The 17,708-nt window shown below is 66.6% G+C and carries 24 protein-coding genes; 12 read left to right on the top strand and 12 right to left on the bottom strand.

Going from position 1 to position 17,708, the window contains the following annotated elements; translation table 11 throughout:
• The first annotated feature begins 63 nt into the window (after positions 1-63).
• From C479_RS07770 to C479_RS07755, 4 genes are all read left to right on the top strand, one after another.
• Positions 64-465, top strand: a complete 402-nt coding sequence (locus C479_RS07770) for a helix-turn-helix domain-containing protein (protein ID WP_007700480.1) — start codon at positions 64-66, stop codon at positions 463-465.
• A 5-nt stretch (positions 466-470) separates the two neighbouring features.
• A complete protein-coding gene (locus tag C479_RS07765) occupies positions 471-794 on the top strand; it encodes a hypothetical protein (RefSeq protein WP_007700477.1) in 324 nt (107 codons plus the stop codon).
• A 62-nt stretch (positions 795-856) separates the two neighbouring features.
• Positions 857-2,356, top strand: coding sequence for a dihydrolipoyl dehydrogenase (locus C479_RS07760; RefSeq protein WP_007700473.1), 1,500 nt, complete (start codon positions 857-859; stop codon positions 2,354-2,356).
• 245 nt (positions 2,357-2,601) lie between these two features.
• Positions 2,602-3,120: a DUF2243 domain-containing protein gene (locus tag C479_RS07755; RefSeq protein WP_049907164.1), complete on the top strand. Its 519-nt coding sequence runs from the start codon at positions 2,602-2,604 to the stop codon at positions 3,118-3,120.
• A 65-nt stretch (positions 3,121-3,185) separates the two neighbouring features.
• Here the strand turns inward: C479_RS07755 and C479_RS07750 are convergent, their stop codons facing one another.
• Complete coding sequence (locus C479_RS07750) at positions 3,186-4,346, bottom strand: MBL fold metallo-hydrolase (protein ID WP_007700465.1); 1,161 nt, start codon at positions 4,344-4,346, stop codon at positions 3,186-3,188.
• A gap of 383 nt (positions 4,347-4,729) precedes the next feature.
• Here C479_RS07750 and trxA point away from each other — a divergent pair, with 383 nt between their 5' ends.
• The 3 genes from trxA (at position 4,730) to C479_RS07735 (ending at position 6,667) form a co-directional block, all read left to right on the top strand.
• The gene (gene trxA, locus C479_RS07745) at positions 4,730-5,089 is read left to right on the top strand and encodes a thioredoxin (RefSeq protein WP_007700463.1); all 360 of its coding nucleotides are present in this window, start codon (positions 4,730-4,732) and stop codon (positions 5,087-5,089) included.
• A gap of 11 nt (positions 5,090-5,100) precedes the next feature.
• Positions 5,101-6,189 (top strand): NAD(P)/FAD-dependent oxidoreductase, encoded by a 1,089-nt coding sequence (locus tag C479_RS07740; RefSeq protein WP_049907197.1) that lies wholly within the window; start codon positions 5,101-5,103, stop codon positions 6,187-6,189.
• 64 nt (positions 6,190-6,253) lie between these two features.
• On the top strand, positions 6,254-6,667 hold the full coding sequence (locus C479_RS07735) for a hypothetical protein (protein ID WP_007700460.1): 414 nt from the start codon (positions 6,254-6,256) through the stop codon (positions 6,665-6,667).
• Between the two features lie 66 nt (positions 6,668-6,733).
• Here C479_RS07735 and C479_RS07730 read toward each other — a convergent pair whose 3' ends face one another.
• The 3 genes from C479_RS07730 to C479_RS07720 form a co-directional block, all read right to left on the bottom strand.
• A complete protein-coding gene (locus C479_RS07730; RefSeq protein WP_049907196.1) occupies positions 6,734-7,183 on the bottom strand; it encodes a universal stress protein in 450 nt (149 codons plus the stop codon).
• A gap of 68 nt (positions 7,184-7,251) precedes the next feature.
• A complete protein-coding gene (locus C479_RS07725) occupies positions 7,252-8,034 on the bottom strand; it encodes an ABC transporter permease subunit (RefSeq protein WP_007700456.1) in 783 nt (260 codons plus the stop codon).
• Positions 8,034-9,086 (bottom strand): ABC transporter ATP-binding protein, encoded by a 1,053-nt coding sequence (locus tag C479_RS07720; protein WP_007700452.1) that lies wholly within the window; start codon positions 9,084-9,086, stop codon positions 8,034-8,036. Before C479_RS07720 ends, C479_RS07725 begins: the two co-directional genes overlap by 1 nt.
• Positions 9,087-9,211: 125 nt before the next feature.
• Here C479_RS07720 and C479_RS07715 point away from each other — a divergent pair, with 125 nt between their 5' ends.
• On the top strand, positions 9,212-9,634 hold the full coding sequence (locus C479_RS07715; protein ID WP_007700450.1) for a universal stress protein: 423 nt from the start codon (positions 9,212-9,214) through the stop codon (positions 9,632-9,634).
• Positions 9,635-9,688: 54 nt separating this feature from the next.
• Here the strand turns inward: C479_RS07715 and C479_RS07710 are convergent, their stop codons facing one another.
• Positions 9,689-9,937, bottom strand: coding sequence for a hypothetical protein (locus C479_RS07710; RefSeq protein WP_007700448.1), 249 nt, complete (start codon positions 9,935-9,937; stop codon positions 9,689-9,691).
• A 136-nt stretch (positions 9,938-10,073) separates the two neighbouring features.
• Here C479_RS07710 and C479_RS07705 point away from each other — a divergent pair, with 136 nt between their 5' ends.
• Complete coding sequence (locus C479_RS07705; RefSeq protein ID WP_007700446.1) at positions 10,074-10,952, top strand: YqcI/YcgG family protein; 879 nt, start codon at positions 10,074-10,076, stop codon at positions 10,950-10,952.
• Entirely contained in the window at positions 10,949-11,533 is a 585-nt protein-coding gene (locus tag C479_RS07700; protein WP_007700440.1) for a cysteine hydrolase family protein, read from the top strand. The genes C479_RS07705 and C479_RS07700 overlap by 4 nt, the downstream gene beginning before the upstream one ends.
• Positions 11,534-11,545: 12 nt before the next feature.
• Here C479_RS07700 and C479_RS07695 read toward each other — a convergent pair whose 3' ends face one another.
• Both C479_RS07695 and C479_RS15850 read right to left on the bottom strand, forming a co-directional pair.
• Entirely contained in the window at positions 11,546-11,929 is a 384-nt protein-coding gene (locus C479_RS07695; RefSeq protein ID WP_049907162.1) for a helix-turn-helix domain-containing protein, read from the bottom strand.
• Positions 11,930-12,012: 83 nt separating this feature from the next.
• Positions 12,013-12,153: a DUF7560 family zinc ribbon protein gene (locus tag C479_RS15850; protein ID WP_007700434.1), complete on the bottom strand. Its 141-nt coding sequence runs from the start codon at positions 12,151-12,153 to the stop codon at positions 12,013-12,015.
• A gap of 181 nt (positions 12,154-12,334) precedes the next feature.
• On the opposite strand from C479_RS15850, the gene C479_RS07690 reads away from it, so the two are divergent.
• Positions 12,335-13,072 carry a helix-turn-helix domain-containing protein gene (locus C479_RS07690; RefSeq protein ID WP_007700431.1) on the top strand — a complete coding sequence of 246 codons (738 nt, stop codon included), beginning with the start codon at positions 12,335-12,337 and terminating at the stop codon, positions 13,070-13,072.
• Between the two features lie 91 nt (positions 13,073-13,163).
• Positions 13,164-13,628 (top strand): pyridoxamine 5'-phosphate oxidase family protein, encoded by a 465-nt coding sequence (locus C479_RS07685; protein ID WP_007700429.1) that lies wholly within the window; start codon positions 13,164-13,166, stop codon positions 13,626-13,628.
• Positions 13,629-13,749: 121 nt separating this feature from the next.
• Here the strand turns inward: C479_RS07685 and C479_RS07680 are convergent, their stop codons facing one another.
• The 5 genes from C479_RS07680 to nirK all read right to left on the bottom strand — a co-directional run bounded on the left by C479_RS07680 (position 13,750) and on the right by nirK (position 17,222).
• Positions 13,750-13,887 (bottom strand): DUF7560 family zinc ribbon protein, encoded by a 138-nt coding sequence (locus C479_RS07680; RefSeq protein WP_049907195.1) that lies wholly within the window; start codon positions 13,885-13,887, stop codon positions 13,750-13,752.
• 127 nt (positions 13,888-14,014) lie between these two features.
• Positions 14,015-14,551, bottom strand: coding sequence for a TlpA family protein disulfide reductase (locus tag C479_RS07675; protein WP_007700424.1), 537 nt, complete (start codon positions 14,549-14,551; stop codon positions 14,015-14,017).
• Positions 14,548-15,405: an SCO family protein gene (locus C479_RS07670; RefSeq protein WP_049907194.1), complete on the bottom strand. Its 858-nt coding sequence runs from the start codon at positions 15,403-15,405 to the stop codon at positions 14,548-14,550. Before C479_RS07670 ends, C479_RS07675 begins: the two co-directional genes overlap by 4 nt.
• A gap of 56 nt (positions 15,406-15,461) precedes the next feature.
• A complete protein-coding gene (locus tag C479_RS07665) occupies positions 15,462-16,046 on the bottom strand; it encodes a plastocyanin/azurin family copper-binding protein (RefSeq protein ID WP_007700418.1) in 585 nt (194 codons plus the stop codon).
• Between the two features lie 90 nt (positions 16,047-16,136).
• Positions 16,137-17,222: a copper-containing nitrite reductase gene (gene nirK, locus C479_RS07660; protein WP_049907161.1), complete on the bottom strand. Its 1,086-nt coding sequence runs from the start codon at positions 17,220-17,222 to the stop codon at positions 16,137-16,139.
• Positions 17,223-17,708 lie beyond the last annotated feature (486 nt).

Below are 17,708 nucleotides of genomic sequence, written 5' to 3'. Positions count from 1 at the left end.
AGCGAGATTGTACAATATACACACAACCCTTTTATCGCTGTGGCCCCACCCTCCAGCTAGAAAATGGCACAGTCGATGGCGGAACAGCTTCAGCAGGACATGGAGTGTGAGGGCCTCCTGGAGTGCATCCACGGACTCAAGCAGCTCGACAAGGACTGTTTCAGGGCGGTCGTCGAGAGCGACGACCCGCTGACGATCGACGAGATCGCCGACGATGTCGACCGCGAACGCTCGACGGCGTACCGGTCGATCCAGCGGCTCCTCCAGAGTGGCTTCATCCAGAAAGAACAGATCAACTACGAGCAGGGCGGCTACTACCACGTCTACCGGCCCACCGACCCCGACCAGATCGCGAGCGACATGCAGCGCAAGTTGAACGACTGGTACGCGAAGATGGGCCAGCTCATCCAGGAGTTCGAGAACAAGTACGAGGCCCCCGAAGACATCGCCGTCGCCGACAGCTAGCCACGATGTCCGATCCCGCTCCCAGGTCCGATCCCGAGACCGATGCGTCGAGTTCGACCGACGACGAGACAGTTCGCGTCTGGCTCGTCGAGCGGACCTACTCCGACGACGAGCAGAACCTGATCATCCTCGTCTACGCGACACCCGACGGCGAGCGCTACTTCCGCAAGGAGCGCGCGTTGACGAGCAGCACCGATATCCGCGAGACGACGGCCGCCCTCGACGTGGCGGCCGACGACCTCGGAACCGTCCAGGACGACGAGCGCGAGCGCTACGCGGTCGAGGCGACGCGCATGGCCGACGAACACGACCCCGACGACGCGATCTGACGCCGCATCTCGCCTCTCCGACTGCCTGCTAGTTTCATTCCCGTCGCCGTGGTTCGATCCCCATGACGTCAGGAACCGAAGCGGTCGACTTCCTCGTCGTCGGCTCTGGATCCGGGCTCGACGTGGCGAACGCCGTGGCGAACCAGGACCAGTCGGTCGCCGTCGTCGAGAAGGACCCGCTCGGGGGAACCTGTCTCAACCGGGGCTGTATCCCCTCGAAACGGCTGCTGTATCACGCGACCGTGCGCCAGACGATCGACCGCGCCGAGGCGTTCGGGATCCACGCCGACGTCACCGGCGTCGATTTCGCCGAGATCGTCCGCGAGGTGAACGACGACGTCTCGGGCAGCGCCGAGTCGATCCGCCGCGGACTGCGCTCGTCGAACCGCCACACCCTGTTCGAGGGGATGGGTCAGTTCGTCGACGACCACACGATCGAGCTCGTCGAGGGACGAGACGCCGGCGAGCGCGTCCGCGCGGAGACCATCCTCCTCGCCGCCGGGTCGCGCCCGTCGATCCCCGACATCGAGGGAATCGAGGACGTCCCATACCTGACGAGTCGGGAGGGCCTGCAACTCGAATCGCCGCCCGGACACCTCGTGATAATCGGCGGCGGGTACATTGGGGCCGAACTCGCGCACTTCTTCGGCACCTTCGGCAGCGACGTAACCATCGTCGGTCGTCGGCCCCGGCTGTTGCCACACGCGGACGAGCCCGTCGGTATCTCGTTCACCGAGCGCTACAGAGAGCGATTCGACGTTCACGTGGGCTACGAGGCCGTCACCGTGTCGGGGGACGACGACGCGGTCACCGTCGAGGCCCGACCCTACCCGCCCGCGTGGGACGACATCTCCGAACTCGACGACGTGACCGTCACCGGCGACACGCTCCTCGTCGCGGCGGGCCGCCGACCCAACTCGGACACGCTCGAACTCGACGTCCCGGGCGTCGAGACCGACGAGCAGGGGTTCATCGAGACGGACGAGTACCTCCGGACCACGGCCGACGACGTCTGGGCACTCGGGGACATCGTCGGCGAGTACCTCCTGAAACACAACGCCAACCACGAGGCCAGAACCGTCGTCGGGAACGTTCTCGGTGACGACCTCGACCCGATCGACTACACGGCGATCCCCTACGCCGTGTTCGCCTCGCCGGAGGTCGCCGGCGTCGGCACGACCGAACAGGCACTGGTCGCGGCCGACCGCGAGTACGCCACGACCACCTACGACTACGCGGACACGGCCCGCGGGATGGCCATGAACGCCCAGGGCTTCGTTCGAGTCCTGATCGATCCCGACGGGACCATCCTCGGGTGTCACATCGTCGGCCCCGGCGCCTCTTCGCTGATTCAGGAAGTCGTCGTCGCCATGAAAGCCGGATCGGGAACCGTCCACGACATCCGCGAGTCGGTTCACATCCACCCTGCGCTCCCCGAGGTCGTCGACCGCGCGTTCTCGAGCCAGTTCGTCCTGGCCGGTGAGCACGAAGGTGTCCATCACCACGATCACGGTACCGGACGCGACCACGACGATGAGCGTGGGCACACCGGACACGGTTGACGGGACGGGTCGCTTTCACGACGAGCCCGAACAGCGCGACGGGGGTGAACCCGGCGAGGAATCGCCGGACTATTGATTTATCGACGGCACTGCCGGAGCCACTCGCGGCCGTGAGGGTGCGGAGTCGGGCTGGTCGGGTTCCCGCGGATCGGCGGTTTGGCAGCGAGTCGTCTTCTGGCGGCGAATCCGCCGGCTTGCACCACCACGTCCGGTGTTGATGGCCAGCGGCGGTGATGGGGCACCTGATGGCTGACGACGTGACGACGGACGCGACCCGATTCGGACTTCCCGTGCGAGTCGTGCCGTTGGTCAAAGCGGGCGTCGTGCTCGGGATCGGGCTGGGCGGGTTCGTGGACGGCATCGTCCTGCATCAGCTCCTCCAGGTCCACCACATGGTGTCGGCTCGGCGGCCGCCGACCACCATGGCGGGGATGGAAGCCAACGTCGTCGCAGATGGGCTCTTTCACGCCGGCACGTACCTGTTCACGATCGTCGGAATCGTGCTGCTCTATCGCGCCTGGCGACACCCGGCGGTTCCGCCGGCCGGCCGGACGATATTCGGATCCGTCCTGATGGGCTTCGGCCTCTTCAACCTCGTCGAGGGGGTCGTCGACCACCACCTCCTCGTCCTGCACCGCGTCTGGCCGGCGGGGCCGGGTCCACCACTCCTCTGGGACGTGCTCTTTCTGCTCTCCGGCGTGGCCTTGCTCGTCGGCGGCTACGCGATCGCCCGCTCGGACTCGGCCGTCGCCTCCGAGCGGTAACTGGAGACGGCGACGCTACTGGAAGTGACGATGCTCCCGCGAGACGTGTAGCGACGGACTGCCGCCTAGTTCGCCGCGCAGTTGTTCGGCCCGAGTTCGAGTGACTGGGCTTCCTCGGTCAGCGCTTCCTCGCCCCAGTTGATCGCCTTGATCCGGTTGTAGTTCGCGGGTTCGTCGGAGAGGCCGTCGACGATTGTCTGGATAAAGGCTTCCTGGTCGTCTTCGCCGAAGAGGTCGTTCTCGGCCTCGAGTTCGCCGAGCGTCGTCGCGAGCGGGCGGATTTCCTCGTCGCTCATGTGGCCCGGCAGGACGGCGGTGTCGTCGGGTAACGCGGCGAGGGTCTCGAGGCTCGAGAAGAGTTCGGTCGCGCCCTCGCGGACGTCGGCTTCCGTGTTGCCCTCGAGGTCGGGCCGGCCGACGCTGCGGATGAACAGCGTGTCACCCGAGAGGAGGCCGTCTTCCCAGCGCAGCGAGATGCTGCCGGGCGTGTGACCGGGTGTGTGGAGCACGTCGAGCGTGCGGTCGCCGACGGGGATCGAGTCGCCGTCCACAACCGACTCGAAGTCTTCGAGGTCGCCGCCGTCTCCCTCGTGGAGGTAGTACGGGATTCCCCACTCCTGGGACATGACGCGGCCGCCGCTGACGTGGTCGGCGTGGGCGTGCGTGTCGACTGCAGCGACGATCTCGACGTCTCGCTCGTCGGCGAGGGCGCGGTACTCGTCGACGTAGAGACTCGGGTCGACGACGACGGCCTCGTCACCGGCTTCGACGAGGTAGGAGACACACCCCGTTCCGGGTCGGACGACCTGCGTGACGCCGTCGACCGACGGCGCGTCGGTCGTGGTCGGCTCGCTGACGCGTGTCCCCTCACCGTCGACTGAGTAGGCTACGTGGACCTGGCCCCAGCCGGTCATCCCGTCGGCCATCGAGCGGGCGTCGAAGCCGTGCTCGCGGAGGTGTGCGGCCGCGGTGGCCGAGGTGACGCCTGCGGCACAGACGACGGCTACCTTGTCGTCCTGCGGGATGTCGTCGATGGCGGCTTCGAGACCCGAGAGTTCGTTCTCCAGGAGGTCGTCGTAGATCGGCAGGTTGGTACTCCCCTCGACGTGCCACTCGTCGAAGTCCGCCTCACGTCGGACGTCGAGGACGTAGAAATCGTCGTCGTCGCGGCGAGCGGCCACTTCGTCGGGGTCGATCGTCGGATCGGATTCGGCTGTCTTGCTCATACGGTACAATAGTCCTCGGTCACGACCTTAACTCTGCTGGTGCGACTGCAGATGCAGTATCCGGGCATGTGAAGCCTGAAATTCTCGGTGAAATCGTCCAACAGGCCCGATTTTTCTCGGTTTCTTCGATCGAGTGTGGGGCCGACCGGGAAATCCAAATTCAGGGTGACTCTGCATTTTCCGTGAACCGTGATCGGTAACGTACGACCCGTCTCCACTCCCTGTCCTGGGTGTTCGTTCCACGGGCGACAGGTCGACCGGAACCCGAAAGTGAGCGTCTTCGTGCGTACAGGTGACGAACGCCGGTCGAGAATACTTTTGTGGCACTGTATTGTACAACACTCACAAAACCTTTAAACACGCTCGGCCCCAACGGGTGAGTGATGACAACCGAGACGACCGCAACCAACGAGACAGGCACCGACGAACCCGTCTATATCGACGACCAGGACCACCTGGATAGCGTCGTCGCCGAGAACGACGTGGTCCTCACGGACTTCTACGCGGACTGGTGTGGGCCCTGCAAGATGATCGAGCCGGCTCTCGAGAAACTCGCCGCCGAAACCGACGCCGTAATCGCGAAGGTCGACGTCGACGCCCACCAGCCACTGGCGGCCGAGTACGGCGTCCGTGGCGTTCCGACGCTCGTCCTCTTCGCCGCCGGCGAGCAGGCCGAGCAGGTGACCGGCGCGCTGCCGGAGGACCGGCTCCGCGACCTGATCGAGGGTTACACTGCGGCATGAACGGTGAGACGATGAGCGAGCCGTCCGCCGAGACTGACGAGTCCGTCCGCGACGTCGTCATCGTCGGCTCCGGCGTCGCCGGCCTCTCGGCCGCGGTCTATGCCGCACGCGCCGACCTCGAGCCGCTGGTCCTCGAAGGCCCGGAGCCGGGCGGTCAGCTCACGCTGACGACCGACGTCGAGAACTACCTCGGCTTCCCCGAGGGCGTCGGCGGCATGGAGCTGATTCAGCGCGGCAAAGCGCAGGCACAGGCGTTCGGCGCCGAGTTCGCCCATGCGACCGTCGAGGACGCGACGCTCGACGATCGGCCGTTCACGCTCGGGCTGGCCTCCGGTGAGCGCCTCCGGACCCGCGCGCTGATCGTCGCCACCGGCGCGAGCGCCCGCTGGGTCGGCGCCGACGGCGAGGACGAGTTGATGGGGTACGGCCTCTCGACGTGTGCGACCTGTGACGGCGCGTTCCACCGCGGCGACGACGTCCTCGTGATCGGCGGGGGCGACTCGGCGATGGAGGAGGCGCTCTTCCTCACGAAGTTCGCCGAGAGCGTGACGGTCGTCCACCGCCGCGAGGAACTGCGCGCCTCCGACATCATGGCCGACCGCGCCCGTGAGCACGAGGACATTTCCTTCCGCTGGAACACGGAACTCCTCGAGATCTGCGGCTCCCAGGAAGACGGCGTCACCGGTGCGACGCTCCTCTCTCACCCCGAGGGCTACCCGAAGGAACGCTACGAGGAAAGCGCGTCGCAAGGCGACGCGGAAGGACGAGCGGGGGGCCCGCGAGACGGCGAGGACGTCACGAAAGAGACCGTCGACGTCGGCGGCATCTTCTACGGCGTCGGCCACGTCCCGAACACGGACTTCCTCGCGGACACGCCCGTCCCGCTCACGGAGTCCGGTCACCTCGACACGCTCACGGGCATGACGACCGAGACGGCCGTCGAGGGCGTCTTCGGCGCCGGCGACGTGATGGACCCCGACTACCGGCAGGCGATCACTTCCGCCGGGACCGGCAGCATGGCCGCGCTCGACGCCGAGGAGTGGCTCGATACGGTCGACGCCGCGGCCGAGCGGACCGAGGCCCCGCTCTCGGCCGACTGAGCGGGAGCCCGCCCGGTCGGGAGCGAACCGCGCGTTTTACGGACACTCCGACGAACCGTTCAGTATGGCGACCGATCGTCCGGATACGGTTCTTTGGATACTGCTCGGTATCGGCGTCGTCGGGACGCTCTTTACCCACCTGCGATACCTTCCACGGTACGGACTCGACGTCACACTCGAAGGTGCACCGATCGTCGTCAGTGGCTGGCTTTCCTTTACCCTCCTCTTCTACGCACTCGGGCGCGTCCTCTCGGACCCGCCGGAACTGCCGAACATGCGCGGCGGCGACATCGGCGTCGCCCTCGTCGTCCTCTCCTTGCTCCTGGCCGGCGGACTGAGCAACTACGGGTTCGTCCCGCGGGCGGTACCCGCCCTCTACGTCGTCCTCGGGATCGCGCTGTACGTCGGACTCGCGCTCGTGGGCTGGTCGTTCGGTCAGCGGACCCGGGCGGTCAACCGACTCGTCGAGCGAACGTAGGCCGCCGGCGGTCGGACGGGCGGTTGGTATCCTGATCGCCGGTGTCCACGCGTGTTAGCGAACCGTTCACGCGTCGGCGGCGTCCTCACCGGCGTCGACGACGAGGACGCGGAACTCGCCGAACCGGATGACGTGATCGGCGACGCTGCCGACGGCCATGCGGTGGAGGCCGCCACGACCGCGGCTCCCCATGACGATGACGTCCGCGTCGATCTCGCGACCGTACTCGAGGATCTCCGACGACGGCGGGCCGTTCCGGACCGTTCCGGTGGCCTCGACGCCTGCCGCTTCGGCCCGTTCGACGGCGTCGTCGACGAAACCCTGCGCCCGTTCGGCCAGTGCCTCGCTCGGATTCGCCGCCTCGCCGGGCAGGCGCACGTCGCCGAGCGGGCCGCTGTCGGCGACGGAGAGTGCGTGCAGGGTGGCGTCCTGATCGGCCGCGAGTTCGATGGCGTCCTCGATAGCGGTCGTCGCGTGGGGGCTGCCGTCGGTCGGCACCAGAATCCGTTCGAACATAGTGATACTTCGCAGGCCCGTCACGTCAACGTTCGGCTTCGTCGTCACCCCAACGGTCCGCGGATTCGTCACACGTCCCGCCGTCGGAACCACAGCTGCGAGACGACGACGAGGACGAGCGTTCCGGCGACGAGGATCCCCGCCCCGACGAGATCGTATTCGGCGTCCAGGAGGATCGCGTTCGGGTCGAAGTACCGCGTCGGCGAGATGGCACCGACGGCCTCGTAGTCGGTCCCTTCCAGGAGCGATTCGAGCATGTAGAGTCCGAAGATGGCGCCCAGGGCGACTCGCTGGGCGATGGCGGCCCGATCGGCGACGACGGAGGCGAGCAGGCCGATCGCCGCACAGGCGAAGAGGTACGGGATCGAGAGGGCGTGCACCGCGGCGAGATCCGCAGCGCCGATCGGATGGTCGACCAGCCGGGTACTGACGTAGACGACGATCGGCGTGATCACGTTGACGGCGACGATCGGGACGGCCAGCGCGGCGAACGTCTGGGCGACGACGCTGGCTCGCGAAATCGGCAGCGTGAGCAGGATGTCGGTCCGTTCGCGGTCGATATCGTCGGCGATCGTCCCGGCGGCCAGGTACGCCAGGTACAGCCCGAGGAGGATCACCCAGCCGAACGTGTACAGTTCGAACGAGAGGAACCCCTCGATCGACCCCATCGTCTCGATGTCGAACACCTGGAGGACCTGCGGGGGATAGGCCTCTAGCAACTCGTCCTCGCCGAAGGCGTCGGCGAACGAGGGGTATACCCAGATCACCATCGCCGCGAGCAGTGACATGGCGAGGGCGAGGGAGACACTCCCGCGAACTCGATTTCGTCCGTAATAGGCAGCGAGCTCCATCAGTGCGACGCACCTCCGGCGGCGTCGGAGGCGGGCGGCGACGCACGTGACCCGGTCTCACTGGGTTCGTCGCCGTAGAACCTGAGGAAGACGTCTTCGAGCGGCGCCTCCTCGATCGTACAGTCGTGCAGCGAGTACTCGCCGAGGCGTGCGAGCAACGCGTCCACTTCTCCCGTGTACGTGAAGGTATACTCGTGGAAGTGCTCGTCCGTGTCGGCTTCGGCGGCAATTCCCTCACCACCAGCACCCGCGCTGTCCGTCTCGCCCGTCTCGTCGCCTGCGGCGGGTCCAACCGCAGCCCCGGCGACGCCAGCCGCCAACTCGTGGACGCCGTCTACGCCTGCGAGCGCCGACTGCGGAATCGCGTCCGCGGCGACCAGCCGGACGACCTTCCCGCTGCGTTCGAGCAGCGATTCGACCGGCTCGACGGTAACCAGTCGGCCCTGCCGGATGATGGCGACGCGATCGCAGAGGCGCCTGACCTCGCCGAGGATGTGCGAGGAGAACAACACGGTGAGGCCGTTCTCGCTCTCCCGGCGGAGGAACTCGCCGAAGCGCTGTTTCATGAGCGGGTCGAGTCCGCCCGTTGGCTCGTCTAAGATCACCAGCTCGGGATCGTGCATGAACGTGAGCACGAGCCCGAGCTTGCGGACGTTGCCGTGGGAGTACTCCCGGATGGCGCGATCGAGCGGCGGCTCGAACAGTTCGACCAGTTCGTCGCTCCGCCGGTCACCCTTGATGCGTGCGTGGAGGTCGATGAGCTCTCGGCCGGTCGCCGTCTCGTCGAACTGCGGGTCGTCGGGCAGGTAGCCGATCCGGCGGCGCGCCTCGATGAGCGCCGATTCGTCGCGTACGTCGGCGCCGAGCACCGTCGCCGAGCCGGCCGTCGGCGAGATGAGACCGAGGAGCATCCGGATAGTCGTCGTCTTGCCGGCGCCGTTCGGCCCCAGATAGCCGAAGATCTCGCCGGTCTCGACGGCGAACGAGACGTCGTCGTTCGCGAGCACCTCGCCGTAGTCCTTCGTCAATCCGTCCAGGGTGACCGCGTCCATACGCCCAGTTCGGGCCGACGGGTCGTAACTGTCGGGGGCCGTTCCCGGCCGACCTGCCGGGTGAGCCCGTCGAGGCGGCCGGAATCGGCGCCTGGTTTTATACCGAACCGCTCGAATCAGGGGGTATGTACCACGTCCTGTTACCACTCGACGCAGACGAAGACCGTGCGCTCGCCCAGGCACAGTACGTCGCCGACCTCCCGAACGCGAGCGAGTCGGTCGAAGCGATCGCGCTCTTCGTCTTCCACGGCGAGGGCGAGGATCTCCCCGACGAACTGAAGCAGTTCAACTCGGCGACGCGCGTCGGCTCCGTGCGCGAGGCGACCGAGTATCTGGACGAACGGGGCATCGAGACGAGGGTCGTCGAGGACAGCGGCGACACGGTCACGGACATTCTCGACGTCGCCGACGAGCACGACGTCGACTCGATCGTCCTGGGCGGTCGCAAACGCTCGCCCGTCGGGAAGGCGCTCTTCGGCAGCGTCGCCCAGTCGGTCATTCTGGAGACGGACCGACCCGTCGTCGTCACCGGGAACGGCCACGATTGAGTTGTCGACTTCTGCGTTGTCGGACCGCGTCGCGGTAGTTCGTGATCGTTGCCGCTAGCCGATAGCGACGATGACCGCCCAGACGACCACCGCGTGCCAGACGATGGCCGCGGTGACGCGTGGGGCCGGCTCCGTCGGCCGCGGCGGATTTCGAAAGAGTGCGTCGTAGACGAACGGTGTGGCGGCGAGGACGCTCACGATGCGGGCGAGTTGCATCGGCACCGCGGTGAGTGCCCCGACGAGCACCCCAGCTACGAGGAGGAGTGCGATCGCGAGGAGCACGCCGTCGTAGTGTTCGACCATCGGCACTCACAGTGACTACCCGTCTGACCGTGGTGAGCGCTGTGCTTGCTATTCTGGACTCCCGGGGCTGCGTGACGATTACCGGCGCCACTCGCCCGATCAACGGATAGTTACTGTCCGGCACCCTTGTCGAACCATGAACGAGCCGGGCCTTCAGGTGCTGATGGATCAGGAGACGCTCGCGGCTCGCCACGAGGCCGGCGAACTCCCGGACTGGGTCGGCGCTCACTGGGAGACGTTTCGCGACGGGCTCACCGGCGAGCGAAACGAGTCGCCGTTTCCTTGCTTCTTTGGGGCGGAGTCGGTCCGGGGCGGCGAACCGCTGTACACAGCCGTTCCCTCGCTGACGGATCCCGACGCGCTGCTCGGCCTGCGCGACGTCCTCCGGGAGTACATCGAAACGTTTCGCACGCACAGCGATCGCGCGTCGCTCGTGACCTTCTTCAAGCCGTCGGCCAGCGTCGCCGCGGAAGCCGAGTATCACGAAGCGCTCTGGCACGTATTGCAGTTTCTGCACGTCCACGACCCGGATCCTTGGCCGGCCGACATTCCCATCGACCCGGACGATCCCTACTGGGAGTTTTCCTTCGCTGGCGAACCGATGTTCCCCACTTGCCGGGCTCCGTTCTACGACGAGCGCAAGAGCCGATTTTGTCCGATCGGTCTCGAGATCACTTTCCAGCCGCGGGCGCTGTTCGCGTCGCTCGACGTCACCGCGGACACGCCCGCCGGCCAGCACGCCCGCGAGGTGATCCAGGATCGACTGGACGAGTACGACGGTGTTCCACCCCACCCAGACCTTGGAGACTGGGGCGTCGAAGAAGACCGCGAGTGGCTGCAGTACATGCTGTCGTCGGAGCCGGAGCAGGCGCCCGAGACGTGTCCGATCACGGTGACGCGTGAGCACCCGAAGGTCGACCCGTCGATCGACCCCGGGATCGTGATCGAGCGCTCGACGCCCGCGCAAACGTGTTCCGGCGCTTCCGGAAGCGAGAGCGCGGAGGTGGGTGAATGACTAACGCGTCCGCGTCGAGCCGGTCGGGATCGGCCCTCCCGCCGCTCGTCTTCGTCGATTTCCAGCGTGGCTTCGACGAGCCGACGTGGGGCGAACGAAACAATCCCGGCGCCGAAGATCGAGGTCGCGACCTCCTCGACGCGTGGCGCGAGCGAGCGGGCCCGGTCGTCCACGTTCGCCACGATTCGACCGACCCCGACTCCCCACTCGTGGCCGGCCAGCCGGGGTTCGCGTACAAAACCGGATTCGAACCCGAACCGGGCGAACACGAGGTCGAGAAGTCGGTAAACGGCGCGCTCGTCGGTACCGGCCTCGGCGACTGGCTCCGCGCGAACGACCACGATCGAATCGTCGTCTGCGGACTCACCACGGATCACTGCGTCTCGACGACGACCCGAATGGCGGAGAATCGCGGATTCGACGTCACGCTCGTCGCCGACGCCACGGCCGCGTTCGACCGGTCGTACGACGGCGAGCACTTCGACGCGGACACCGTTCACCGGACAGCGCTCGCGCACCTCGCGGGCGAGTTCGCGACCGTACTCGACGCGGCGGCCGTCCTCGACCGTCTCGTCGGCTGATCGGCGATCCACTCAGACCGCGCCGACGCCGTCGACGGATTCCCCCTCGGCGATGCGCAACTGAACGCCGTCTTCGGGGGAGACCGAGAGGACGAACTCGTCGAGACAGGCGGTGTACTCGGCCGTGTGGTTTCCGGAGCGTCGGAGGCGCAGTCCTTCTTCGAGGAGGCCCGTCTCTTCGAGCTCGTCGAGCTTTCGGTAGGTCGTCGAGAGCGCCAGGTCGGTGGTCTCGGCGATTTCCTTCGCGGAACGGGCCTCGCCGCTGGTCGCTTCGAGGATCTGCCGGCAGGCCGGGTCGTCGAACGCACTGACGACGGCGGCGACGTCGTAGTCGGGAGTGGTCGTCGAGTAGGGCGTCTTCGGGGTCCGGGTCGGCGCCTGCATGGATTGGCTCATACTACACTGTCGGGACCGGAGGGAGACGAGTTGACACCACCGCTATTGGGGGTGGTTTATATACTCCGGCGTAACGGGGCCGCTCAGGCGAACGCGTCGGGGGTGAGTGCGGTGCCACAGCGCACGCACCCGTGTTCGACGAGCGCCGCTCGCTTGTCGTCGTCCACGACAAACGACGAGGTACACTCCGGACAGACGAACGTCGAGTGCTGGGTAGTTCCCATGGTCTATTGCAACGTAGTCGGCCCACGGATAAGGCCCTGGGGTGCGTTCTCGCGTGGCTGGAATCCACACGCTGGCACACCGGCGTTGCCCCGTCTGCGAGGAGAGCGACCGCCCCTGGGTCACCAGCGGAGTGGTGCCACCACTGGACTAAAGGGAGCGCGACCCCAACGCCGGACACGAATGGGCGAGGGAATACGTGCGACGGTCGCGATCACGGCGCCCGACGGCTGTCCGATCGCCCGGGAATCGGCGCGGACGGGCTCGGTCATCGACCAGACGTCGACGAGCGTCTCACCGGCCGCCTCGAGTGGGAGCGTCACCGAATACCTCGCTGCGGCGGACGAACCTGCCGTCGATGCCGAGACAGTGGATGATGGCCCCGACGCCGACGCTGCGTCTGCGGACGCCGAATCCGCGACAGACGCGACGTCCGCTGCGGACGAACCCACTGACGAGGCCGTGTTCTCGTACGGATCGACCGCGATCTACCGCACGGCTCACGAGGAATCCGACGGCTGTCCGTGCGCGTGTCTCGGGTCGTACGGCTGTCCCGTCCATCGATACGTCGCGGACGACGGGGAGTTGACGCTCGTCTTCCACGCCGAGTCGTTCGACCAGCTTCAGGACGTGATGGGTGACTTGCGGGAGCGATTCCCGTCGGTCGACGTCAGACGGCTGCTCCAGCCACCGCTCGAGGGGACGCCCGACGACGGCGTCTTCGTCAACCGGGGGAAACTCACCGACCGTCAGCGGGAGGTACTCGAAACCGCCTACGAGAACGGCTACTTCGAACGACCCCGGGGCGCCAACGCGTCGGAACTCGCGGCCGAACTCGGTATCTCGCAGTCGACGTTCACCGAACACCTGGTCACCGCCCAGCGCAAACTGCTCGACGACGTGCTCGATCCGAGCGCGTAGAGCGCGCTCGCCCGGGTTCGCCGACCGGACTGGCGGTTCGGGGGCAGACGGTGGGATTAAGATGGCCCGGGCGCACGAGCAACGTACGACGATGTCACTCGCACGGGAAACGGAAATGACGGCGGGCGAACTGGACGAGTTCCTCGGCGGGCAGGAGACCGGGGTCCTCTCGCTCGCCCGCGACGACGAACCCTACGCGATTCCGATCTCGTACGGCTACGATCCGGACGAGCGCGTGTTCTATCTGCGACTGGTCTCGACGCCGGAGAGCGAGAAGCGCGAGTACCTCTCCTCGTCGCCGCGGGCCAGGCTGGTGGTCTACGACGAGAACCACGCGGCATCGACCTATCAGAGCGTCGTCGCCGTCGGTTCGCTGACGGAAGTGCCACCCGAGGCCCTCACCGTCGATCGGATCGAGCAGTACGGCGAGGCGAAGCGACCGCTCTTCGAGATCTGGGCGAACTCGAAGCCGGATCTCGACATTCAACTCTACACGCTCGAACCGGTGGATCTGAGCGGTCGCCGGACCGTGATCGATCGGGACGAAAGCGAGTGAGGCGCCCGCCTGGCGGTCGATTTTCGACGCCGAACTGCTCCGCCAGACGTCGGTCCCCGGAAAACGTGGGTGGAGGCGCAGCCACGGCGATTCGCAAAACGAACTGGTGAGTCGACGGTGCTTACGCCGGGGCGAAATTGTCGTCACCGACGGACGCAGAACAGATGGGACAGCCGTTCGACAGAATCGCCGTCCGCATCGGCCCGTTGATCTCGATCTGCTGGCCGCACGCCGGGCACGTGAACTCGTACTCCTTCATTGACTCGCTCTCCATGTCGGCTTCACTGGGGTTTCGTCCTCGGGTGTCATATGGGTTCCCCCTCGATATGCGGGGCGGTTCACGTGCGCCCGTGGCCGGCCCCGACCGTCGCGGTGGTGGGCGGGAATCACGCCCGGGCCTCCTCGAGCCGGTCGAGCAGGGTCGCGTCGTCGGCGTAGCCGCTGTGGCGCCAGTCGACCCTGTTCTCGGCGTCGAGAACGACCGTGTAGGGGACGCTCACGGCGTTCAGCGCACTCGTGAGGTCGAGGTCCGCGTCGTGGGCGACGGGCCAGGTTCCCTCGTGAGCGGTCCACCAGTCGGCGACGTCCGCCCGGGTGATCGTCCCGCCGAGGGGCTCGTTCGTCACCGAGACGACCTGGACGTCGTCGCCGACGCGATCTGCGACGCGGCCGAGCGGCGCCATCTGACGCGAACAGACGTCACACGAGGTCGCGAACAGCTCGACCAGACTCACTCGACCGCGCTCGGGGACGGTAACGGTGTCTCCCCCCTCGGCCTGCCCGGAGATCGCCGCGAGTTCGACCGGATCGACTCCCTCGCCGTCCGATCCGGGTTGCCAGTCGGTGACGGCCAGCGCGCCGGCACCGCCGAGGGTGGCCAGTGCAGCGCCGCCTGCAATCAGCTCGCGTCGTCGCACGATCATCCCTCCTCGACGACCGTGCGGGCGTCGTCCAGCACGGTTCGTGGGGCTGGCGGCCCGCCAGCGTAGGCTCGCTCGACCAGCCCGTCTCTGTTCACCAGCAACACCAGCGAGGTGTGAACGAAGTGACGGTGGTTGCTTCCGCGTACGTCGTGGGTCTCGTCGGTGTCACCGTCGCTTTCGTCCGTTCCGTCGTGGTCGGTATCGCCCGTTTCGCCGTCGCTCCCGTTCATCCCGTCGTGATCGTCACCGGTCGTCTCGTGCTCCGATTCGGTCGGGTCGCTCCCGTCCGCGCGCTCGAACGCGACGCCGAACGTGTCCTCGACGACCGATTTAGCTCGCGCGGGCGTCTCCGGCCGGAGGAAGTACCAGTTCCCGACGTCGAAGTCGACGCCCTGTTTCTCCCCGTACTCCCTGAGGACGTCCGTGGTGTCGTACTCGGGATCGAACGTGACCGTCTGGAACGCGATCTCGTCGGCGTAGCCCCGATCGATCGAATCGGCCTGGATCCGACGGAGCGTCGAGGTGAGTCCCGGACAGACGGTCGTACAGCTCGTGAAGACGAACGTCAGCATCGTCGCCCGGTCGCCGACGAACTCGGTGGTCGTCACCGAGCGGTCGTGTAGCGGGGCCTGGACGGTCGCTTCCGGGAGGTCGTCGCCGTAGATCGGGTGCGGGACGTCCGTTTCGCGAGCGCGGTCGTGACTCGCTGGGGCTGCCAGTACGAGGTCGTCGCGGGCCGCCCCCGATTCATCTCCAATCCGTTCGATACAGCCCGCGAGTGGCAGGCTGAGCGCGGTCGCTCCCGCTAGCCGCAGCATCGTTCGTCTGTCGACGGTCGGTCTGTTCACGTTCATCGTCTTGCCTCGGGTCGGGTTGTTTCGGGCCGTCGGTTCCGCCGGCCGATCGATCGTCACGGTCCGGCGTCCAGCACCGGCCGCGTCTCCTCGTTGAACATACTGAGCGCGTTGATGGCTCGCTGGGGCATGTCCTCGGGCGGGTCGTTCATCGCCGGCTCGGCGTCGGGATCGGGCCAGCCGACGACGACGCGTCCGATGTTGCCCGCGACCTCGTGTGAGGTGCAGACCTGCTGGGTGTCGACGTAGTCGTAGACTCCTTCGCGCTCGAACGTGTGTTCGAACGTCTCACCGGGCTGGCTGAGCCGCTCACTGCCCCAGGGTTCGATCCCGTTGGGCGTCCGATGGGGTGGGTGGGTGTCGCGGTGGTAGGCCGCCACGTCGTGGCGACCCGTCTCGACGACCCACTCGACGGTGGCGCCCACGCTCACGTGGACGATCTGGGGATCGAACTCGGGGAACGGTCGGGACGTCGTCGTGACGGTGATCCGGTCCGTCGGGGTACCGAGTTCGCCCGCGTTTTCCGGTTCGGCCGTCTCGGTCGTCTCGTCGCCTCGGTCGAGACACCCGGCCAGAACGATACCGGCAAGGCCGGCGCTAGTGCCGAGTGCGTCGCGTCGAGTGAGGCGGTTGGGTGTCATGGCGTGTGTCGTGGGCGACTGCACTATCCGTCCGTTCGCGGGCCGGTCGTCGGTCCGCGACCGCTCTGAATCGGCGGGTTCGTCACCCGCTCAGGGCTCCGGGTTGAAGATCTCCGGTTCCGCCTCGCCTTCCACCTGGATCACGCCGAGCATGCCCTTGCGGACCACTCGGCTGAGCGCGTGGTCGACCAGCTTGATCGGCCCGGGCACCGGCGTGTCGATCACGGCCGTGGCCACGGATCCGGGGACGACCGGCGCCGTCTCGACGTAGTGGTCGGGATCGGAGGCCAGCGCGCCGTTGGGGTAGTAGGTCTCCCAGACGTTCCCGATGGCGTGCCAGGAACTGGTGAGGTTCGGTCCACCGTTGGCGTAGAAGAGCCGAACCCGCTCTCCTTTGTCGACCGTGATCGGCCCGTAGCCACCCTCGGTGAAGGCGTACGCCTCGCCGTTCAGCGCGACGTAGGTGGGTTCTTCGCTGGTCATCCCGTCGTAGTCGAACTCGTGGTGACCATCCTCGCCAGCGGCGCCGTTCGTGTAGATCTCGTTCTGCCCGAAGTACAGCTCGCGGTCGACCTCGGGGAGGCCGTCCTCGGGCTCGACCAGGATCGCGCCGAACATGCCGGCGCTGATGTGCATGTCCATGTCCGGGACCGCACAGTGGTAGACGTGGACGCCGGGGTACATCGCTTTGAACTCGATCGTCGCCGACTGGCCCGGGTCGACCATCGTATCGTCCGCGCCGCCGCCGGGTCCGTAGACGGCGTGGAGGTCGATGTTGTGGACGACCGCCGATTCGGCGGCGTTCGTCAGGGTGAGCCGGACGGTGTCGCCGCGTCGGACCCGGATCATCGGCCCTGGAACCTGGTCGTCGAACGTCATGTATTTGAACGTGACGCCGGGTTCGATCTCGGCGATGCGTTCGGTCGTCGTCACTTCGATCTCGTGGGTCCGCGGGGACGACCAGTCGACCGGGTCGGGCAGGTCGGTCGGATCGGCCGCGATCCGGTCGACGTCCGTCGGTTTCGCTGGGTCGAGCCCCTCGTCGCTCGTCTTGGTCGTCGGTTCGCTCGTCTGTTTCGGCTCGCTTTCACTGTTGAGACAGCCCGCTAACGCTACCGCACTGGTCGCGCCCATCGCAGCCATGAGTCGTCGTCGATCGATTGAGAGGGAAGTCATTGTTACATGCGGTAGTAGGGGACTACATATGTTCAACCCTGAAGATGATTCCATGACAACGAGAACGCTGTGTAGCTGTTCGGTTCGTCCTCTTAAACCTATAAAAAGACACACAGTATAACCCGCCGAGGGCTCGGGTGTTCCGCCAGTGGGTCCTCACGGACTCGAACCCTGGAGTGGCGGGGTTTCGGGGCAGCTTGCCCATCGCTCACGCCGGCGGGTCCGGTCGCTTCCACATGTTCGGTCCGTCTGGGACGCGACCGTTCTCGGCTGGGCGTTCTTCTTGCCTGGCCCTTCTCTCGTGATCGAGCCGATCTGAAATAGTAGTGGGTCACACGCGACACGCGGGAATCAACAAGAAGGATCGCCGACAATGAGCGTGTTCGAGCAGCTCAGCCACCGACAATGCGAGTGTTCGAACGGCGTGATCGAACGGACCAGCCATCGTGGTCGGTCGAAGTCGGTACCGAGCGATCGGAACACGTT

Origin of the sequence: Halovivax asiaticus JCM 14624, assembly GCF_000337515.1 — an archaeon.
In the GTDB taxonomy this organism is placed as follows: domain Archaea; phylum Halobacteriota; class Halobacteria; order Halobacteriales; family Natrialbaceae; genus Halovivax; species Halovivax asiaticus.
Note: the sequence above shows the minus strand (reverse complement) of the source record. Positions and strands in the feature narration are given on the sequence as shown.